The sequence below is a fragment of the Nonomuraea sp. NPDC003707 genome, assembly GCF_053587055.1.
The window spans coordinates 389,694-403,447 of record NZ_JBSFNK010000002.1; the positions used below are offsets into that span (position 1 = coordinate 389,694).

Here is a 13,754-nt window from a genome sequence, read left to right on the forward strand (position 1 = left end):
AAGGGTGTCACCCTGACGAGTGACACCCTCATCGACCAGCGATATCTGGTCGGGACGACAGGATTTGAACCTGCGACCCCTTGACCCCCAGTCAAGTGCGCTACCAAGCTGCGCTACGTCCCGGTTGTGTCGGCCGCTCCCTGCGGAGCGGGACGTCATAACCTTAGCGCACATCGGAGGTGCACGCGTACATGGAGAGCTGGGGCGGAGGGGGCCGAGTGGGGCGGAAACCGACCATCGATCGGCGGGAGCTGGCCAGGTTGGCGGCCGAGGGGATGAACGTGCAGGAGCTGGCCGCGCACTTCGGGGTCAGCGAGTCCGGGGTGCTGCAGGCCAAGCGGGCCGCCGGGCTGGCCAAGCCGATGCTCGACCACAGCCGGGCCGTGCCGTGGAAGCTGGCCCGCGAGCACTCCCAGTCCGGGCCCGCCACCAATCTGCGCAATCTGTCGGCGGCCGCGCAGGGGAAGCCGCCCGCGGCCGAGAGGCTGAACACGGCTCTGCGGTGGGCTCAGCGGCTCGTCGACGCGGGGCTCGACGTGCGGTACGACGCGGCTGAGGGGTTCAGCGAGATCCCCGCCGCACCAACGGGCTCACATGTCGCAGCCGTGCTGGCCGCGGCCAGGGAGGCGCTGGAAGCCCGCTGAGGCGGGGAGTTTCGACCCACCTGTTCGAGGGCAGTCGCTGGTCTCAAGACAGAGACCGGAGGCGAACAACATGACCACCTTAATCTGGGTGGCCGTCGTCGCGGTCGTGGTGGTGGCGCTCGTCGCAGTGGGTTACGCCGTGCTGCAGCAGAGGCGCCGCGACCATCTCCGCGAACGTTTCGGCCCGGAGTACGAACGCATAGTCTCCGAGCACGACACCCGCCACGAGGCCGAGCAGGAGCTGCTCGACCGGGAGCGCCGGCATGCGGAGCTCGGCATCCATCCCCTGACGGAAGAGTCGCGCGACACCTACGCGAACCAGTGGACCGAGGTGCAGGAGCGCTTCGTCGACGCACCCGGGTTCGCGGTGACCGAGGCCGACCAGCTGGTCACCGCGGTCATGGCGGAACGGGGTTACCCGACGGAGAACTACGAGGAGCGGCTGTCCACCCTCTCGGTGGGGCACGCGAAGACTCTCGACCACTACCGGACGGCCCACGAGATCAGCGGGCGCGCGGCCAGGAAGGAGGCCTCCACGGAGGACCTGCGGCAGGCCATGGTGCACTATCGCGCGCTGTTCGAGGAACTGCTGCAGGAGACCACACGAGGACGGTGAACGAGGACATGAGCACCCCCAGCACCCCCAGGAGCGGCAGCGGGGAGGAGCGCGCTCAGCGCGATGAGCACCTCCGAGCCGACGAGCACCCCGGCGAGCGCGCCGATGAGGACGCCCGCGCCGGTGAGTACGCGGACGATCGCAAGCTCGCCGACGACGGCTCGGACGACGTCCGTGTCGCGGGCGATGACCGTGTCCCGGGCGACGTCCCGGGCGACGTCCCGGGCGACGTCCCGGGCGACGTCCGTGTCGCGGGCGACGGCGAGCCGGAGAGGCACAGTCCGCGTGCCGGCGACGAGTACGCCGCCGCCGTGCCCGGCGCCGTGACGCCGCCCACGGCCGAGTACGACGCCGAGTACGACGACGGCACGTACCGCGACCCCTACGCCAGGACCGGCGGGGACACAACGGCCGGACCAGACACCGAGCCGGGCGAGATCCCGGCGCACGCCGCCCCCGAGGACGTCGTCCTGTTCGACCAGGACCCGGACCAGGTGCAGGCCCGCTGGCGCGACCTGCAGGCGTCGTTCGTCGACGACCCCGGCGAGGCCGTGCGGCGCGCCGACGGGCTGGTCGGCGAGGTCGTCGACGCCCTCACCAGCAGCCTCGCCACCCGTACGAACGGCCTGCGCGACCGCTGGAAGGACACCGAGGCCGCCGACACCGAGCAGATGCGCCTGGCGCTGCGCGACTACAGGAGCGTCCTGGAACGCCTGCTCGCCCTCTCCGGCCAACAGAACCAGCCCCGGACCCAGACGACCCGGACCCATCTCCAGACCTGGGGAAAGAGGTGACCTGACATGCTCGCGGTAGTCGCAGCGATCATCTTCGGACTGGGGTTCCTGCTCGACCTGGTCGGCGCCCGGATCCCCGGCGGATTCTCCGGCATGACGTTCGTCCTGCTCGGCCTGACGCTGCTGGCCCTGCATCAGGCGGGCGTCGGCACGGCCGGAATCCGTACCGGTTACAGCAACTGGCGTGGCCGGGCGCGCAGGTAGGAGCCGGCCAAGGGCCCACCGGTAAAAGGCCCCAGCCGGTGAGGCCCCGAAAACGGGAGGTCGCCGAGGACGGCGGCCTCCCGTCACTCCTTGCCGGGGAAGCGCATGATGACGGTGCTGCCGCCGTTCCCGACCCGCAGGGTCAGGTCCGCCGACACCAGGCGGGCCACCCACAGCCCCATCCCGCCCACCGCGCCCGGTCTGGGCCCGGGTTTCCAGGCGCCCCCGTCGTGCACCTCCACGATCAGGTCGCCGTTCACCGTCCAGGTACGCATGGAGGCCCGGTCGGCCCCGTGGGTGACGGCGTTGGTGGCGACCTCGTTGACCGCGATGACGAAGTCCTCGATGACGTCCTCGTGCATGCCGGCGTCGCGGGCCTCGTCCTCAGCGAACTGCCGGACCTGCGGCAGGTCCGGCAGTCGGAAGCGGAGCTCTTTCACGGGCGCGCCGGGCGGCGGGCTCGTGTAGCCCGACTGAGGCTCTCCGTCCTCGTTCACCCGGCGACCTTCTTCTCAGCCGACCAGCTCGGAGCGCAGCTGGTCGAGAACCTTGCGGAGGATACGTGAGACGTGCATCTGGGAGATCCCGAACTCGGCGGCGATCTCGGCCTGCGTCATGTTGCCGAAGAACCGCAGCAGCAGGATGTGCTTCTCGCGGGAGGGCAGCGCGTCGATGAGCGGCTTGACGGCCTCCCGGTCGACCATGGTGCTCAGCGTGTCGTCGTCCTCGGGGATGACGTCGCCGAGGGAGGCGGCGTCGTCGTCGGTGCCGAGCGGCGCGTCGAGCGACAGGGTGCTGTAGGCGGCGGAGGCGTCGAGGGTCAGCAGGACGTCCTCCTCGGTGATGTTCATCTTGGCGGCCAGCTCGGCCACCGTGGGCGACCTGCCGAGATCCTGGCTGAGGTCGGCGACCAGGCGGTTGAGCTCCGAGCGGCGCTCCTGGTAGAGCCGCGGCACCCGGATGGCCCAGGTGCGGTCGCGGAAGTGGCGCTTGACCTCGCCGGTCATCGTGACGACCGCGTAGCCCCGGAACGCGTGGCCGAGGGTCGGGTCGAAGCCGTTGACGGCTTTCATCAGGCCGACGTACGCGGCCTGGAGAAGGTCCTCCAAGGGCTCGCCGCGGTAGCGGTAGCGTCGGGCGATCTCCATGGCGAGCGGCCGGTGCATCTCGACGATGCGCTCTCGCAGTCGCTCTCTGTGACTGTCGGGGGTCTCTTCCCTGACCATTTCGGCCAGGAGCTCTTCCGCTGTCATCTCCTCGAGGACGTATTCCTGCACAGCCATCGCTGCTCCTCTATGGGTCGCAGGCGCCCTCTCCCAGCAAAAAAGCCCAGGCAGAGGCACGCCTCGCTCAACTCTCGAGACGAAAGCCCGCTGCTGGACTCCGCATCAAGTGTCCCCCGTATCGCGGGAAGTATTCCTCCCTCCTGTGGTGACAGTAGGGTTGCTCCGTGACAATGCCGGATAACGGTGAGGGGCCCGTGGCGGCCCTGACCCTGACGTCGTCGACGGTGGACGAGATCACCGTGATCAAGGTTGACGGCGTCCTCGATGCCACGACCCGCGAGCAGTTCGCCGACTACCTGTCCCTGGCGGGGTCGGACCTGATTCTTGACCTGGCAGGGGTCACGTTCATGGACTCTCGCGCGCTCGGGCTCATCGTCCACCACTGGCAGACGAGCCTGGCGTCGGGCGCCAGGTTCGCGCTCATCGGGGTCGAATACTCCAAGTCCAAGGTGATGTGGATCACCGGGCTGGCGCAGCGGCTGCCCCTCTACGACACGCTCGACGACGCGCTGGCGGCCATCGGCTGAGGGCGGCGGCAGGGCCGCGGCAGGGCCGCGGAGGTCAGCGTCTCGACTTGCGCTGGTGCTCGTCGACCAGGAGCCTGGCGAGGTCGGCCACCTTGACCTGGTGGTGCTGGGAGATCTTGCGAAGCTCCTCGAACGCGGCCTCGGCGGTGCATCCGCTGGTCTGCATGATGATGCCCTTGGCCTGGTCGATCACCGCCCGTCCGGCGAGCGCCTCCTGGAGTTGCGCGGCGTCCGTACGCACCTCCTCGAACTCCCACATGTTGGCCATCGCCACCCCGACCTGCTCGGTCAGCATGTCGGCCAGCGAGTGGGCGCTCTGGGGGGAGAACGCCCCGGGGCGTACCGAATAGAGGCCGACCAGCAGTAGGGCGGGCGCCACGTCGATGGGGACGACCAGCACGGAGCGCACGCCCCAGCGGCTGGCCAGCGCGTCGTAGCGGGGCCAGCGGGGCTCGTTGAGCACGTCGGTCACGCCGGCGCGGCCGCCGCTCTGCCGGGCCTCGACGGACGGGCCCTCGCCGAGCGCGCGTTCGCCCTCGACGAGCATGATCAGCTCGCTGTGGGAGCCGGACACCAGTACCCGGTGGTCGCGCCAGTGCTCGGCCGAGGCTCCCGAGCAGCCCGGTACGCCGGCGGCCAGCGCCGTGGTGAGTTCGCGCAGCACGCGTTCCGTGGAGGTGTCCTCGCCCAGCCGGCCGAGTGCGGCGAGGTCGCGGGCGAGACCGGGGGTGATCATCGCAGTTGATTTCATAGCAGGAAGCCCCTACCCGATATGGCCTCCCGTATCCCTTGTGACGTAGCGTCAGAGGGTGACCATGCCGGACCTCGAGCAAGCGCTGGACGCGCTGGCCGGACGCGTTTCGTCGCTTCGCGAGGCGCGGACCGCCTATCCCGCCGACCTCGCGCCCACGCTCGACGCCGCCCTCGCCGAGCTCGACACCGCGGCCGAGCTGCTGGCCGAGGCCCGCGAGGCGCTGCAGAAGGCGCCCAAGCGGGCGGGCGGCAAGAAGGATGGCACGCAGCGGGAGCTGAAGCTGCTGCGTCAGGTGTTCCGGGCCTTTCCGGTGCCGGTCATCGTGCTGGACAGCGGTGGCGTGGTCAGGCGGATCAACCCCGAGACCTCGCAGATGCTCGGCAGCCCCGACGGCTACCTGGTGGGCCGGTCGTTCCCGCTGCTGGTGGACGTGTCGCGGCGGGCGGCGTTCCGGTCGCATCTGACGGCGGTGCTGCAGACGGGCCAGCCGTCGGCGTTCGAGACGCGGCTGGCGCATCAGGGGCGCACGCACACCGTCCAGCTGGCGCTGACCAGGATGACCATGCCGGGCGAGCCGCAGCAGATGGTGGCGGCGGTGGCGCTGCCGACCGAGGTGCAGCTGCCCGAGCCGGGCGCGGGGCGGCCCGAGCAGTCCGACGGGGCTCTGCTGCTGGCGGCGGCCAAGCGGCAGGACCTGCTGGTCAAGATGGCCAATCTGCTGCTCGAAGAGGAGGCGCTGCTGCGCCCGGTCGCGCTGCCGAGGGCGACGCGGCTGCTGGCGGCCGAGTGGGCCGACTGGGTGATCGCGGACATGGTGCGCGGCGGGGTGCCGCGCCGCTCGGTCGTGGTGGCGCCGAAGAACCATCCGCTGGGCGATCTGGTCCGGCAGGTGGAATCCGCGGATCCGGCGGGCAGCCAGGTCGTGATGCAGGTGCTGGAGCGCGGCTCCGGCGTGGTGCAGGAGATGCTGGACGACGACGGCCTGCTCGGGTTCTGCGCGGACGGGCCGCTGCTGACGGCGATGGGCGCGGGCTCGATGCTGTGCGTGCCGATCGGCTCCGGCGACGGCGTGCTCACGCTGGTGCGCGCGCACGACCGGCGCCCGTTCGCGCTGGCCGACCTGGCCGTCATGCAGGAGGTGGGGCTGCAGCTCGGGCTGGCGGTACGGGCCCAAACCAGCTTCCAGACCCGTTCGCGGGCGGCGGACGCGCTGTCGGCGAGCGTCGCGCCCCGCAAGCTGCCCGACGTGCCCGGTTACGAGGCGGCGGCCGTCTACCATCCCGGGGCGTCGGTGGGCGCCGAGTTCTACGACGTGTTCCCGGTGTCCTGCGGGTGGGGGTTCGCGCTGGGCGGCGCCGTCGGCAAGGGTGAGGAGGCCGCGTCGGTCAGCGCGATGGTACGCGGCGGCCTGCGGGTGCTGGGCACCTGGGAGTCCGACCCCGACCTGGTGATGCGCAAGGTCAACGAGGCCTTGGTCGCGCAGGGCGCCGGCATGTTCGTGATGGCCGTGGCGGGCTTCGTGAAGGGGCGCGAGATCAGGCTGTCGTCGGCCGGGCACCATCCCGCCGCGCTGCTGCAGGCCGACGGCGGCGTGCGCTTCGCCGCGGGCGGCGGCGTGCCGCTGGGCCTCGCGCCCGAGGCGGAGACCGCCGTGGAGCGGCTGACGGTGGCCGCGGGCGAGACGCTGGTGCTGTATTCGGAGGGGCTGATCTCCTCCAGGAGCGACCAGGGGGAGCCGTACGGCGAGGAGCGGCTGGCCGACGTGCTCGGCCGGTGCGCGGGGCAGTCGCCGTCCACCGTGGTCAAGGCGCTGGAGGCCGACAGGCACGCGTTCTCGGGCGGTCAGGTGTGGGACGAGATCGTGATCCTCGCGCTCCGGGGTGTCTGACCTGCGAAGTCAGGATGTCTGATTTTTGGGGGTTTGCGATCGAGTCAAACCTGGGTATCGTCAGAAGCGTAGACATGTGCCTAAGACGCAGGCGCACCTTTCAGTCTTTCTTCGCTGAGGTGTGCCATGAATATCGCGATCGTAGCTTCCGCCGAGAGCAACCGGCGTGACCGCATCCTTTCCGTCGCCCGTGAGCTCGGCCGCGAACATCACGTCACCGTCTACTCCCGTCGTGACAGCATTGAGGGCAAGCCCAAGACGCGGGTGGCCCCGGGGGTCACGTTGGAGCAGATCGACGTGGGCCCGGCCGAGGAGCTGTCGGCCGACGGCGTCGTGCCGTACCTGAACGACGTCGGCGAGCACCTGATGCGGCGGTGGAGCCAGGATCGGCCAGACGTGATCCACGCGCATTCGTGGACCGGTGGGCTGGTCGCGGTGGCGGGCGCCAACGGGCTGGGGGTGCCGGTCACGCAGACGTTCCACACGGTCGACGCCATGCACAAGGAGCTGGAATTGGCCCTCGGCCGCCGGGCCAGCGCGGTCATCGCGGGCTCCGGGGACGAGGAGTCGGCGCTGATCCGCCTGGGCGTGCCGCGCAACCACATCGCCGTCGTCCCGTACGGCGTCGACACCGAGCGCTTCCAGCGCCGCGGCGCGGTGGCCACGAAGGGCACGCGCAAGCGGCTCCTGCACGTCGGGCCGCTGACGGTGGATCGCGGCGCGGACACCATCGTGCGGGCGCTGCCGGGGCTCGGCGACGTCGAGCTGGTCATCGCGGGCGGGCCCGAGCCCGAGGACCTCGACACCGACCAGGACGCCCGCCGGCTGCGCGCGCTGGCCGAGCAGCTCGAGGTCGCCGACCAGGTGACGCTGCTGGGCCAGGTCAAGCGGTCCACCGTGCCGAAGCTCATGCGCAGCGCGGACGCCGTGGTGTCGGTGCCGCGCGAGGCCGTGACGGGCATCGTCGCGCTGGAGGCGATGGCCTGCGGCGTACCGGTGATCGCCTCGGCCGTCGGCGCCCACCTGGACTCCGTCATCGACGGCGTCACCGGGCTGCTCGTGCCTCCGGACCGGCCGGCGCGCACCGCGCGGCTGGCCCGCGAGCTGCTGTGGGACCCCACCCTGCGGACCGCGCTGGGCTACGCCGGCGCCGACCGGGCGCGCTCGCGCTACTCCTGGGAGCGGGTGAGTCAGGAACTGGTACGGGTGTACGAGGCGGCCTGCGCCTGAAGCACCGAAACCCCGGCAGGCGGCAGCAGCCGCCTGCCGGCACCATGACCCGGCACCTTGACATGGTCAGGATCCGCAGAGCCGGGCGGCCTTGAGCCCCAGGTGCACGGCCAGGCGGTCGTCGCCGTCCGAAAGATCCCGGTGGGTGAGGCGCTCGGCCTTGCCCAGCCGGTAGTAGAGCGTCTGGCGGTGGATGCCGAGCTCGGCGGCCGTCTTCTGGGCGTGGCCGCCGTGGTCGAGGTAGGCCTCCACGGTCTCGGCCAGCTCGCCGTCCAGGACCGCGGTCTCGGCCGCCAGCTCGCGCAGGTCCGCCTGGCCGAGCCTGGCCAGCAGGCGGTGCACGCCCAGGTCCTCCCAGCGGGCGACGGGCGCGTACCGGGGGAAGTGCTCGGCGACGCGCAGGGCGTGGCGGGCCTCGCGCCAGCTCAGCCAGGCGTCGGCCGGGTCCGCCCGGGGCGCGCCGATGCCGGCGGCGGTGCCGTACGCGCTCTGCAGGGTCTGCGCCACCTCGCCCGCGAGGTGGGCGGGGGCGAGCAGGGCGACGGGCGAGCCGGGGCGGGCCAAGACGCCGCGCGGCAGCGTCCAGAGGGCGGCGAGGCGCTCGGCCGACTCGCGTACGGCGATCGCCGCGACGGGGCCCGGCACCTCGATGGCCGCGCCCGCCCGCTCGGACGGGTCGGCCGAGAAGAGGGCGAGCAGGCCGCGGCCGAGGTCCTGCCGGCTCCTGGCCTCCTGGGCGAGGGCGGCGGCGGCCCTGGCCACCAGCGGCGCGACGGGTTCGAGCGCGGTGAGCGAGCCCGAGTCGAGCAGCCAGAGATAGCCGTAGGTGACCTCGCCGTGGCGCAGCGGCCAGCACACCCTGGCCAGGACCCCGAGCTCGGCGTCGGCGGGGATCCGGATCGGGCCGGGGGCCTTGGCGATGCCGTAGCGCTCGAAGTAGTCGCGCACCTCTCCGGTGGCGCGCCGGCGCAGGATCGACTCCTGGCGGACCGTGTCGATGTCGCCGTGCTGCGCCCCGTACGCCAGCAGCCGGAACGAGCGGTCCTCCAGCGTCGCGGACGCCCCCAGCCGGGCGGCGATCTCGTCGACGATCTCTTGCAGGTCTGCCGTGTTGTGCATTTGTATGACAGCCTGCCACATCGGCCGTTACGCACGTCGATGGCCCCCGCTGAGCTGCGTTTTTAGACTTGAGGCATGCTGGGTCAAGTGCTCCTCGCCGCGTCCGGGAGCGGCGTCGTACGTCGTGCCGTGTCGGCCTTCCCGCTCACCAGGAAGGTGGTCGATCGGTTCGTCGCGGGCGAGAGCGTCCAGGAGGCCCGCGACGCCATCGAGCGCCTGCGCGACATGAAACTCGCCGTCACCGTCGACCACCTCGGCGAGGAGACGCGCGACGCGCGGGCCGCCGAGGCCACCGCGGACGCCTACCTCACGCTGCTCGACGCCGTCAGGCCGCTCGACCTCGGCGTCCGGGGCGAGGTGTCGGTGAAGCTGTCGGCCGTGGGGCAGCGGCTCGACGACGCGATGGCGCTGGAACACGCCCGCGAGATCTGCGCCGCGGCGGCGCGCAACGGCTCGACCGTCACGCTCGACATGGAGGATCACACCACCGTCGACTCGACGCTGACCATCCTGCGCAAGCTGCGCGAGGACTACCCGTCGACCGGTGTGGCGATCCAGGCGTACCTGTTCCGCAGCGAGGCCGACTGCCGCGACCTGTCCGCCGAGGACTCCAGGGTGCGCCTGGTCAAGGGCGCCTACCGCGAGCCCGCCTCCGTCGCGCACCAGGGCCGCGGCGCCGTGGACAAGGCGTACGTGCGATGCCTGCGGATCCTCATGGCGGGGAAGGGGTACCCCATGGTGGCGACGCACGACGATCGCATGATCGCGATCACGGAGGTGCTCGCCGACCGGTTCGGGCGGACGATCGGCGACCACGAGTTCCAGATGCTCTACGGAATCCGGACCGACCTGCAGGAGTCCCTGGCCGGGGCCGGCCACACGGTCCGCGTCTACGTCCCCTACGGCGACGACTGGTACGGCTACTTCATGCGCCGCCTCGCGGAGCGCCCCGCCAACGTCGCCTTCTTCCTTCGCGCCCTTGGGGGTAAGTAATGGATGCCATCAGCAACGTCCCCGTTCCTGCCAACGAGCGCATCTACGGGTACGCGCCGGGCAGCGCCGAGCGGTCGGCGCTGGAGGACCGCATCAAGGAGCTGGCCGGGTCGTCGATCGACCTGACCATGACGATCGACGGCGAGCAGCGCCTCGGCGCGGGCGCTCCCATCGACGTGGTGCAACCGCACAACCACGCTGCCGTCCTGGGCCGTACCAACGACGCTACGGCCCGGGACGTGCAGGACGCCGTGGACGCGGCGCTGCGGGCGGCGCCGGCGTGGCGGGCCCTGTCGTTCGACGAGCGGGCGGCGATCTTCCTCAAGGCCGCCGACCTGCTGGCCGGGCCGTGGCGGGCCACGCTCAACGCGGCGACCGTGCTGGGCCAGTCGAAGTCGGTGCAGCAGGCGGAGATCGACTCGGCCTGCGAGCTGATCGACTTCCTGCGCTTCAACGTCGCCTACGCGCGCCAGCTCTACGCCGACCAGCCGATCTCGTCGCCCGGCGTGTGGAACCGGATGGAGTACCGGCCGCTCGAAGGCTTCGTGCTGGCGATCACGCCGTTCAACTTCACCGCCATCGCCGGAAATCTGCCGACTTCTGCGGCTTTGATGGGGAATGTCGTCGTCTGGAAGCCGTCGCCCACCCAGCAGTTCGCCGCGCACTTCACGATGCGGCTGCTGGAGGCCGCCGGGCTGCCTCCCGGCGTGATCAACATGGTCACCGGCAACGGCCAGGCCGTCTCCGAGGTGGCGCTCGCGCACCCGGCCCTGGCCGGGATCCACTTCACCGGCTCCACGGCGACGTTCCAGCACCTGTGGAGCACCATCGGCCAGAACATCGCCTCCTACCACGGCTACCCGCGCCTCGTCGGCGAGACCGGCGGCAAGGACTTCGTGCTGGCCCACCCGTCCGCCGACCCGGCCGTGCTCTCGACGGCGCTGGTCAGGGGCGCCTTCGAGTACCAGGGACAGAAGTGCTCGGCGGCCTCGCGGGCTTATGTGCCGCGCTCGGTCTGGAACCGGATGCGCGACGACTTCGTGGCCACCGCCGAGTCGCTGACCGTGGGCGACGTGTCGGGCGACCTGTCGACGTTCATGGGCGGGGTCATCGACGCCCGGGCCTTCGCCAAGCACAAGGAGGCCATCGACCGGGCGCGGGCGGCCGCGAACATCGACGTCCTCACCGGCTCGTACGACGACAGCGTCGGCTACTTCGTCAAGCCGACCATCCTGGAGTCGGCGGACCCCACGGACGAGATCTTCGTCAAGGAGTACTTCGGGCCCATCCTGGGCGTGCACGTCTACGAGGACCGCGACTTCGACACGGTGCTCGACCAGATGGAGGGCATCGCCCCGTACGCGCTGACCGGCTCGGTCATCGCCCAGGACCGCTACGCCATCGCGTCGGCGTCCGACCGGCTGCGCTTCGCGGCGGGCAACTTCTACGTCAACGACAAGCCGACGGGCGCGGTCGTGGGCCAGCAGCCGTTCGGCGGCGCCCGCGCCTCGGGCACCAACGACAAGGCGGGCTCGATCTTCAACCTGATCCGCTGGGTGAACGCCCGCACGATCAAGGAGACGTTCGTACCGCCCACCGACCATCGTTATCCGCACATGGGCTGATTTTTCAGCCCAGCAAGCCCATGAGCCCCCCGGTCCTGCCCCGGGGGGCTCATGGCGTAATGTGCAATATTTGTGTCGTTGACGCCTTGACAGGCCCGCCACCAGCATGAAGATATGCAGCGACGGGTTCTCATGGTCGTCTTCCCCGGCTTCCAGCTGCTCGACCTGGCCGGGCCGTCCGACGTGTTCGCGACGGCGGCGCTGCTGGCGCCTCAGGACGGTTACAAGGTCGAGGTGGCGGCCGTGCGGGCCGGTCCCGTGCCCTCCGGCAACGGGATCGCCGTCACGGCCCGCGCCCTCGGCGAGGTCACCGGGCCCGTCGACACGCTGATGGTCGTGGGCGGGATGTCGCTCCCCGAGCAGCTGGGCGACCGGGAGCTCGTCGAAGCCGTCGCCCGGCTGGCCGCGGGCGCGCGGCGGGTCGCGTCCGTTTGCAACGGGGCGTTCCTGCTGGCCGAGGCCGGGCTGCTGGACCACCGGCGGGCCACCACGCACTGGCTCGCCGCTGGCGAGCTGGACGCCCGCTACGAGTGCGTCGAGGTGGACGCCGACCCCCTCTACATCGAGGACGGCAACGTCTGGACCTCGGCGGGCGTGCTCTCCGGCGTGGACCTCGCGCTCGCGCTGGTGGCCAGGGACCACGGCCACGCGCTCGCCCGCGACGTCGCCCGCGGCCTCGTGGTTTACCTGCACAGGCCGGGCGGGCAGAGCCAGTTCAGCACCCCGATGCGGGCCATGACGCCGCGCAGCGAGCCGCTCAGGGAGTTGCAGGCCTACATCGACGCCAACCCCGCCGCCGACCTGAGCGTCCCCGCGCTCGCCGACCGGGTGGGGATGAGCGAGCGCCACTTCTCCCGCGTCTTCACCGAGCAGACCGGCCTGTCGCCCGGCCGGTACGTCGAACGCAGCCGCGCCGAGGCCGCCAGACGGCTCCTGGAGGTCACCGCCCACCCGCTGGACCGGGTGGCCAGGGAGTCGGGGCTCGGCACGCCGGAGACCCTCTACCGCGTCTTCCGCCGCCACTGGCGGATCTCACCCGGCGACCACCGTCGCAGGTTCCGATCGAAGGAGAAGTAAGCGATGCATGTGGCGATCCTGCTCTATCCCCGTTTCACCGCGCTCGACGCGGTCGGGCCGTACACGGTGCTGGCCTTCGCGCCCGGCTGGACGGTCACGTTCGTCGCGGCCGAGCCCGGGCCGGTCACCGACGACCAGGGCACGCTCACCCTCACCGCCACGGCCTCCTACGAGGACCTGCCCCACCCCGACGTGATCGTGGTCCCGGGCGGCCCGGGGACGTTCGACGTCATGTCCGACGAGGCGCTGCTGGGCTGGCTGCGGGAGGCCCACGAGCACAGTCAATGGACGACCTCGGTGTGCAGCGGCTCGTTCGTCCTGGCGGCCGCGGGGCTGCTGGAGGGGCTGACGGCGACCAGCCACTGGGCCCTGCTCGACATGCTGCCGCAGTACGGGGCCGAGCCGGTGAGCGAGCGCGTCGTCACCCAGGGCCGGATCGTGACCGCTGCGGGGGTGTCGGCGGGGATCGACATGGCGCTGACGCTGCTGGCCCAGGCCACCGACGAGACCACCGCGCAGTCGGTGCAGCTCGTGATCGAGTACGACCCGCACCCGCCGTTCGACGCCGGGTCGCCCAGGACGGCGCCGGAGGGCCTGACCGAGCTGGCGCTCAAGCTCATCGGCTGACCCGCTACGAATGCACGGCCAGTTTCACGGGCGCCACGCCGTGGGTCGCCCAGTGGACCGCGATCTTCCGCACCACGGCCCGGGAGAGGTACGTCTCCTCGCCGTCCTCGATCCACAGCCGTTCGCCGGCCTTGTCGAGGATCACGTGTCCGAGGACGAACCCCGTGCCCTCGGAGTACTGATACCGGGCCTGGCCGGCGTCCTCACTGACCTTCTCGATCGAGAATGCCGAGCGCGGACCCCTGGCTTCAGCCACGGGGGTAAGCCCGGCGCGGGAGTGCCCGCCAGGGCGCGAGCGTGCATTGACGGGAATCGACCGCGGTGACGTGCCCGGCGTGAGTATGGTGGGTCGCGGTCGAACACGTGAGTG

At 71.3% G+C, this 13,754-nt stretch carries 16 protein-coding genes and 1 tRNA gene; 11 read left to right on the plus strand and 6 right to left on the minus strand.

Annotated features, from left to right (window positions below):
• Positions 1 to 46 precede the first annotated feature (46 nt).
• A tRNA-Pro gene (locus ACWDRB_RS05820) sits at positions 47 to 123 on the minus strand.
• Between the two features lie 95 nt (positions 124 to 218).
• On the opposite strand from ACWDRB_RS05820, the gene ACWDRB_RS05825 reads away from it, so the two are divergent.
• The 4 genes from ACWDRB_RS05825 to ACWDRB_RS05840 all read left to right on the plus strand — a co-directional run bounded on the left by ACWDRB_RS05825 (position 219) and on the right by ACWDRB_RS05840 (position 2,258).
• Positions 219 to 644, plus strand: a complete 426-nt coding sequence (locus ACWDRB_RS05825; RefSeq protein WP_449891992.1) for a hypothetical protein — start codon at positions 219 to 221, stop codon at positions 642 to 644.
• 70 nt (positions 645 to 714) lie between these two features.
• Positions 715 to 1,260, plus strand: a complete 546-nt coding sequence (locus tag ACWDRB_RS05830; RefSeq protein ID WP_449891993.1) for a hypothetical protein — start codon at positions 715 to 717, stop codon at positions 1,258 to 1,260.
• 8 nt (positions 1,261 to 1,268) lie between these two features.
• Entirely contained in the window at positions 1,269 to 2,054 is a 786-nt protein-coding gene (locus ACWDRB_RS05835; protein ID WP_449891994.1) for a hypothetical protein, read from the plus strand.
• A 6-nt stretch (positions 2,055 to 2,060) separates the two neighbouring features.
• A complete protein-coding gene (locus tag ACWDRB_RS05840; protein ID WP_185073178.1) occupies positions 2,061 to 2,258 on the plus strand; it encodes a hypothetical protein in 198 nt (65 codons plus the stop codon).
• Between the two features lie 83 nt (positions 2,259 to 2,341).
• On the opposite strand, the gene ACWDRB_RS05845 is transcribed toward ACWDRB_RS05840, so the two are convergent.
• Positions 2,342 to 2,755 carry an ATP-binding protein gene (locus ACWDRB_RS05845; RefSeq protein ID WP_350726518.1) on the minus strand — a complete coding sequence of 138 codons (414 nt, stop codon included), beginning with the start codon at positions 2,753 to 2,755 and terminating at the stop codon, positions 2,342 to 2,344.
• A 15-nt stretch (positions 2,756 to 2,770) separates the two neighbouring features.
• A complete protein-coding gene (locus tag ACWDRB_RS05850; RefSeq protein ID WP_350726519.1) occupies positions 2,771 to 3,541 on the minus strand; it encodes a SigB/SigF/SigG family RNA polymerase sigma factor in 771 nt (256 codons plus the stop codon).
• Between the two features lie 173 nt (positions 3,542 to 3,714).
• On the opposite strand from ACWDRB_RS05850, the gene ACWDRB_RS05855 reads away from it, so the two are divergent.
• Positions 3,715 to 4,071, plus strand: a complete 357-nt coding sequence (locus tag ACWDRB_RS05855) for an STAS domain-containing protein (RefSeq protein WP_350726908.1) — start codon at positions 3,715 to 3,717, stop codon at positions 4,069 to 4,071.
• Positions 4,072 to 4,105: 34 nt separating this feature from the next.
• On the opposite strand, the gene ACWDRB_RS05860 is transcribed toward ACWDRB_RS05855, so the two are convergent.
• On the minus strand, positions 4,106 to 4,807 hold the full coding sequence (locus tag ACWDRB_RS05860) for an ANTAR domain-containing protein (RefSeq protein WP_449891995.1): 702 nt from the start codon (positions 4,805 to 4,807) through the stop codon (positions 4,106 to 4,108).
• A 79-nt stretch (positions 4,808 to 4,886) separates the two neighbouring features.
• Between ACWDRB_RS05860 and ACWDRB_RS05865 the strand changes: the two genes are divergently transcribed.
• Entirely contained in the window at positions 4,887 to 6,713 is a 1,827-nt protein-coding gene (locus ACWDRB_RS05865; protein WP_449892306.1) for a SpoIIE family protein phosphatase, read from the plus strand.
• 126 nt (positions 6,714 to 6,839) lie between these two features.
• Positions 6,840 to 7,943, plus strand: coding sequence for a glycosyltransferase (locus ACWDRB_RS05870; RefSeq protein WP_350726523.1), 1,104 nt, complete (start codon positions 6,840 to 6,842; stop codon positions 7,941 to 7,943).
• 66 nt (positions 7,944 to 8,009) lie between these two features.
• On the opposite strand, the gene ACWDRB_RS05875 is transcribed toward ACWDRB_RS05870, so the two are convergent.
• Entirely contained in the window at positions 8,010 to 9,062 is a 1,053-nt protein-coding gene (locus ACWDRB_RS05875; protein ID WP_355192025.1) for a PucR family transcriptional regulator, read from the minus strand.
• 75 nt (positions 9,063 to 9,137) lie between these two features.
• On the opposite strand from ACWDRB_RS05875, the gene ACWDRB_RS05880 reads away from it, so the two are divergent.
• From ACWDRB_RS05880 to ACWDRB_RS05895, 4 genes are all read left to right on the plus strand, one after another.
• Positions 9,138 to 10,055, plus strand: coding sequence for a proline dehydrogenase family protein (locus tag ACWDRB_RS05880; protein ID WP_449891996.1), 918 nt, complete (start codon positions 9,138 to 9,140; stop codon positions 10,053 to 10,055).
• Entirely contained in the window at positions 10,055 to 11,680 is a 1,626-nt protein-coding gene (pruA, locus tag ACWDRB_RS05885) for an L-glutamate gamma-semialdehyde dehydrogenase (protein ID WP_449891997.1), read from the plus strand. The genes ACWDRB_RS05880 and pruA overlap by 1 nt, the downstream gene beginning before the upstream one ends.
• A gap of 114 nt (positions 11,681 to 11,794) precedes the next feature.
• Positions 11,795 to 12,757 carry a GlxA family transcriptional regulator gene (locus ACWDRB_RS05890; RefSeq protein WP_449891998.1) on the plus strand — a complete coding sequence of 321 codons (963 nt, stop codon included), beginning with the start codon at positions 11,795 to 11,797 and terminating at the stop codon, positions 12,755 to 12,757.
• Between the two features lie 3 nt (positions 12,758 to 12,760).
• Positions 12,761 to 13,384, plus strand: coding sequence for a DJ-1/PfpI family protein (locus tag ACWDRB_RS05895; protein WP_449891999.1), 624 nt, complete (start codon positions 12,761 to 12,763; stop codon positions 13,382 to 13,384).
• Between the two features lie 4 nt (positions 13,385 to 13,388).
• Here ACWDRB_RS05895 and ACWDRB_RS05900 read toward each other — a convergent pair whose 3' ends face one another.
• Entirely contained in the window at positions 13,389 to 13,640 is a 252-nt protein-coding gene (locus ACWDRB_RS05900) for a hypothetical protein (RefSeq protein ID WP_449892000.1), read from the minus strand.
• Positions 13,641 to 13,754: the final 114 nt, after the last annotated feature.

Excerpts from the sequence above, each read along its gene's own strand:
- ACWDRB_RS05840 (WP_185073178.1), top strand. The coding sequence starts at position 2,061 with ATGCTCGCGGTAGTCGCAGCGATCATCTTCGGACTGGGGTTCCTGCTC.
- ACWDRB_RS05865 (WP_449892306.1), top strand. The coding sequence starts at position 4,887 with ATGCCGGACCTCGAGCAAGCGCTGGACGCGCTGGCCGGACGCGTTTCG.
- ACWDRB_RS05835 (WP_449891994.1), top strand. The coding sequence starts at position 1,269 with ATGAGCACCCCCAGCACCCCCAGGAGCGGCAGCGGGGAGGAGCGCGCT.
- ACWDRB_RS05850 (WP_350726519.1), bottom strand. The coding sequence starts at position 3,541 with ATGGCTGTGCAGGAATACGTCCTCGAGGAGATGACAGCGGAAGAGCTC.
- ACWDRB_RS05860 (WP_449891995.1), bottom strand. The coding sequence starts at position 4,807 with ATGATCACCCCCGGTCTCGCCCGCGACCTCGCCGCACTCGGCCGGCTG.
- ACWDRB_RS05875 (WP_355192025.1), bottom strand. The coding sequence starts at position 9,062 with ATGCACAACACGGCAGACCTGCAAGAGATCGTCGACGAGATCGCCGCC.
- ACWDRB_RS05855 (WP_350726908.1), top strand. The coding sequence starts at position 3,715 with ATGCCGGATAACGGTGAGGGGCCCGTGGCGGCCCTGACCCTGACGTCG.
- ACWDRB_RS05895 (WP_449891999.1), top strand. The coding sequence starts at position 12,761 with ATGCATGTGGCGATCCTGCTCTATCCCCGTTTCACCGCGCTCGACGCG.
- ACWDRB_RS05880 (WP_449891996.1), top strand. The coding sequence starts at position 9,138 with ATGCTGGGTCAAGTGCTCCTCGCCGCGTCCGGGAGCGGCGTCGTACGT.
- ACWDRB_RS05890 (WP_449891998.1), top strand. The coding sequence starts at position 11,795 with ATGCAGCGACGGGTTCTCATGGTCGTCTTCCCCGGCTTCCAGCTGCTC.
- ACWDRB_RS05830 (WP_449891993.1), top strand. The coding sequence starts at position 715 with ATGACCACCTTAATCTGGGTGGCCGTCGTCGCGGTCGTGGTGGTGGCG.
- ACWDRB_RS05870 (WP_350726523.1), top strand. The coding sequence starts at position 6,840 with ATGAATATCGCGATCGTAGCTTCCGCCGAGAGCAACCGGCGTGACCGC.
- pruA (WP_449891997.1), top strand. The coding sequence starts at position 10,055 with ATGGATGCCATCAGCAACGTCCCCGTTCCTGCCAACGAGCGCATCTAC.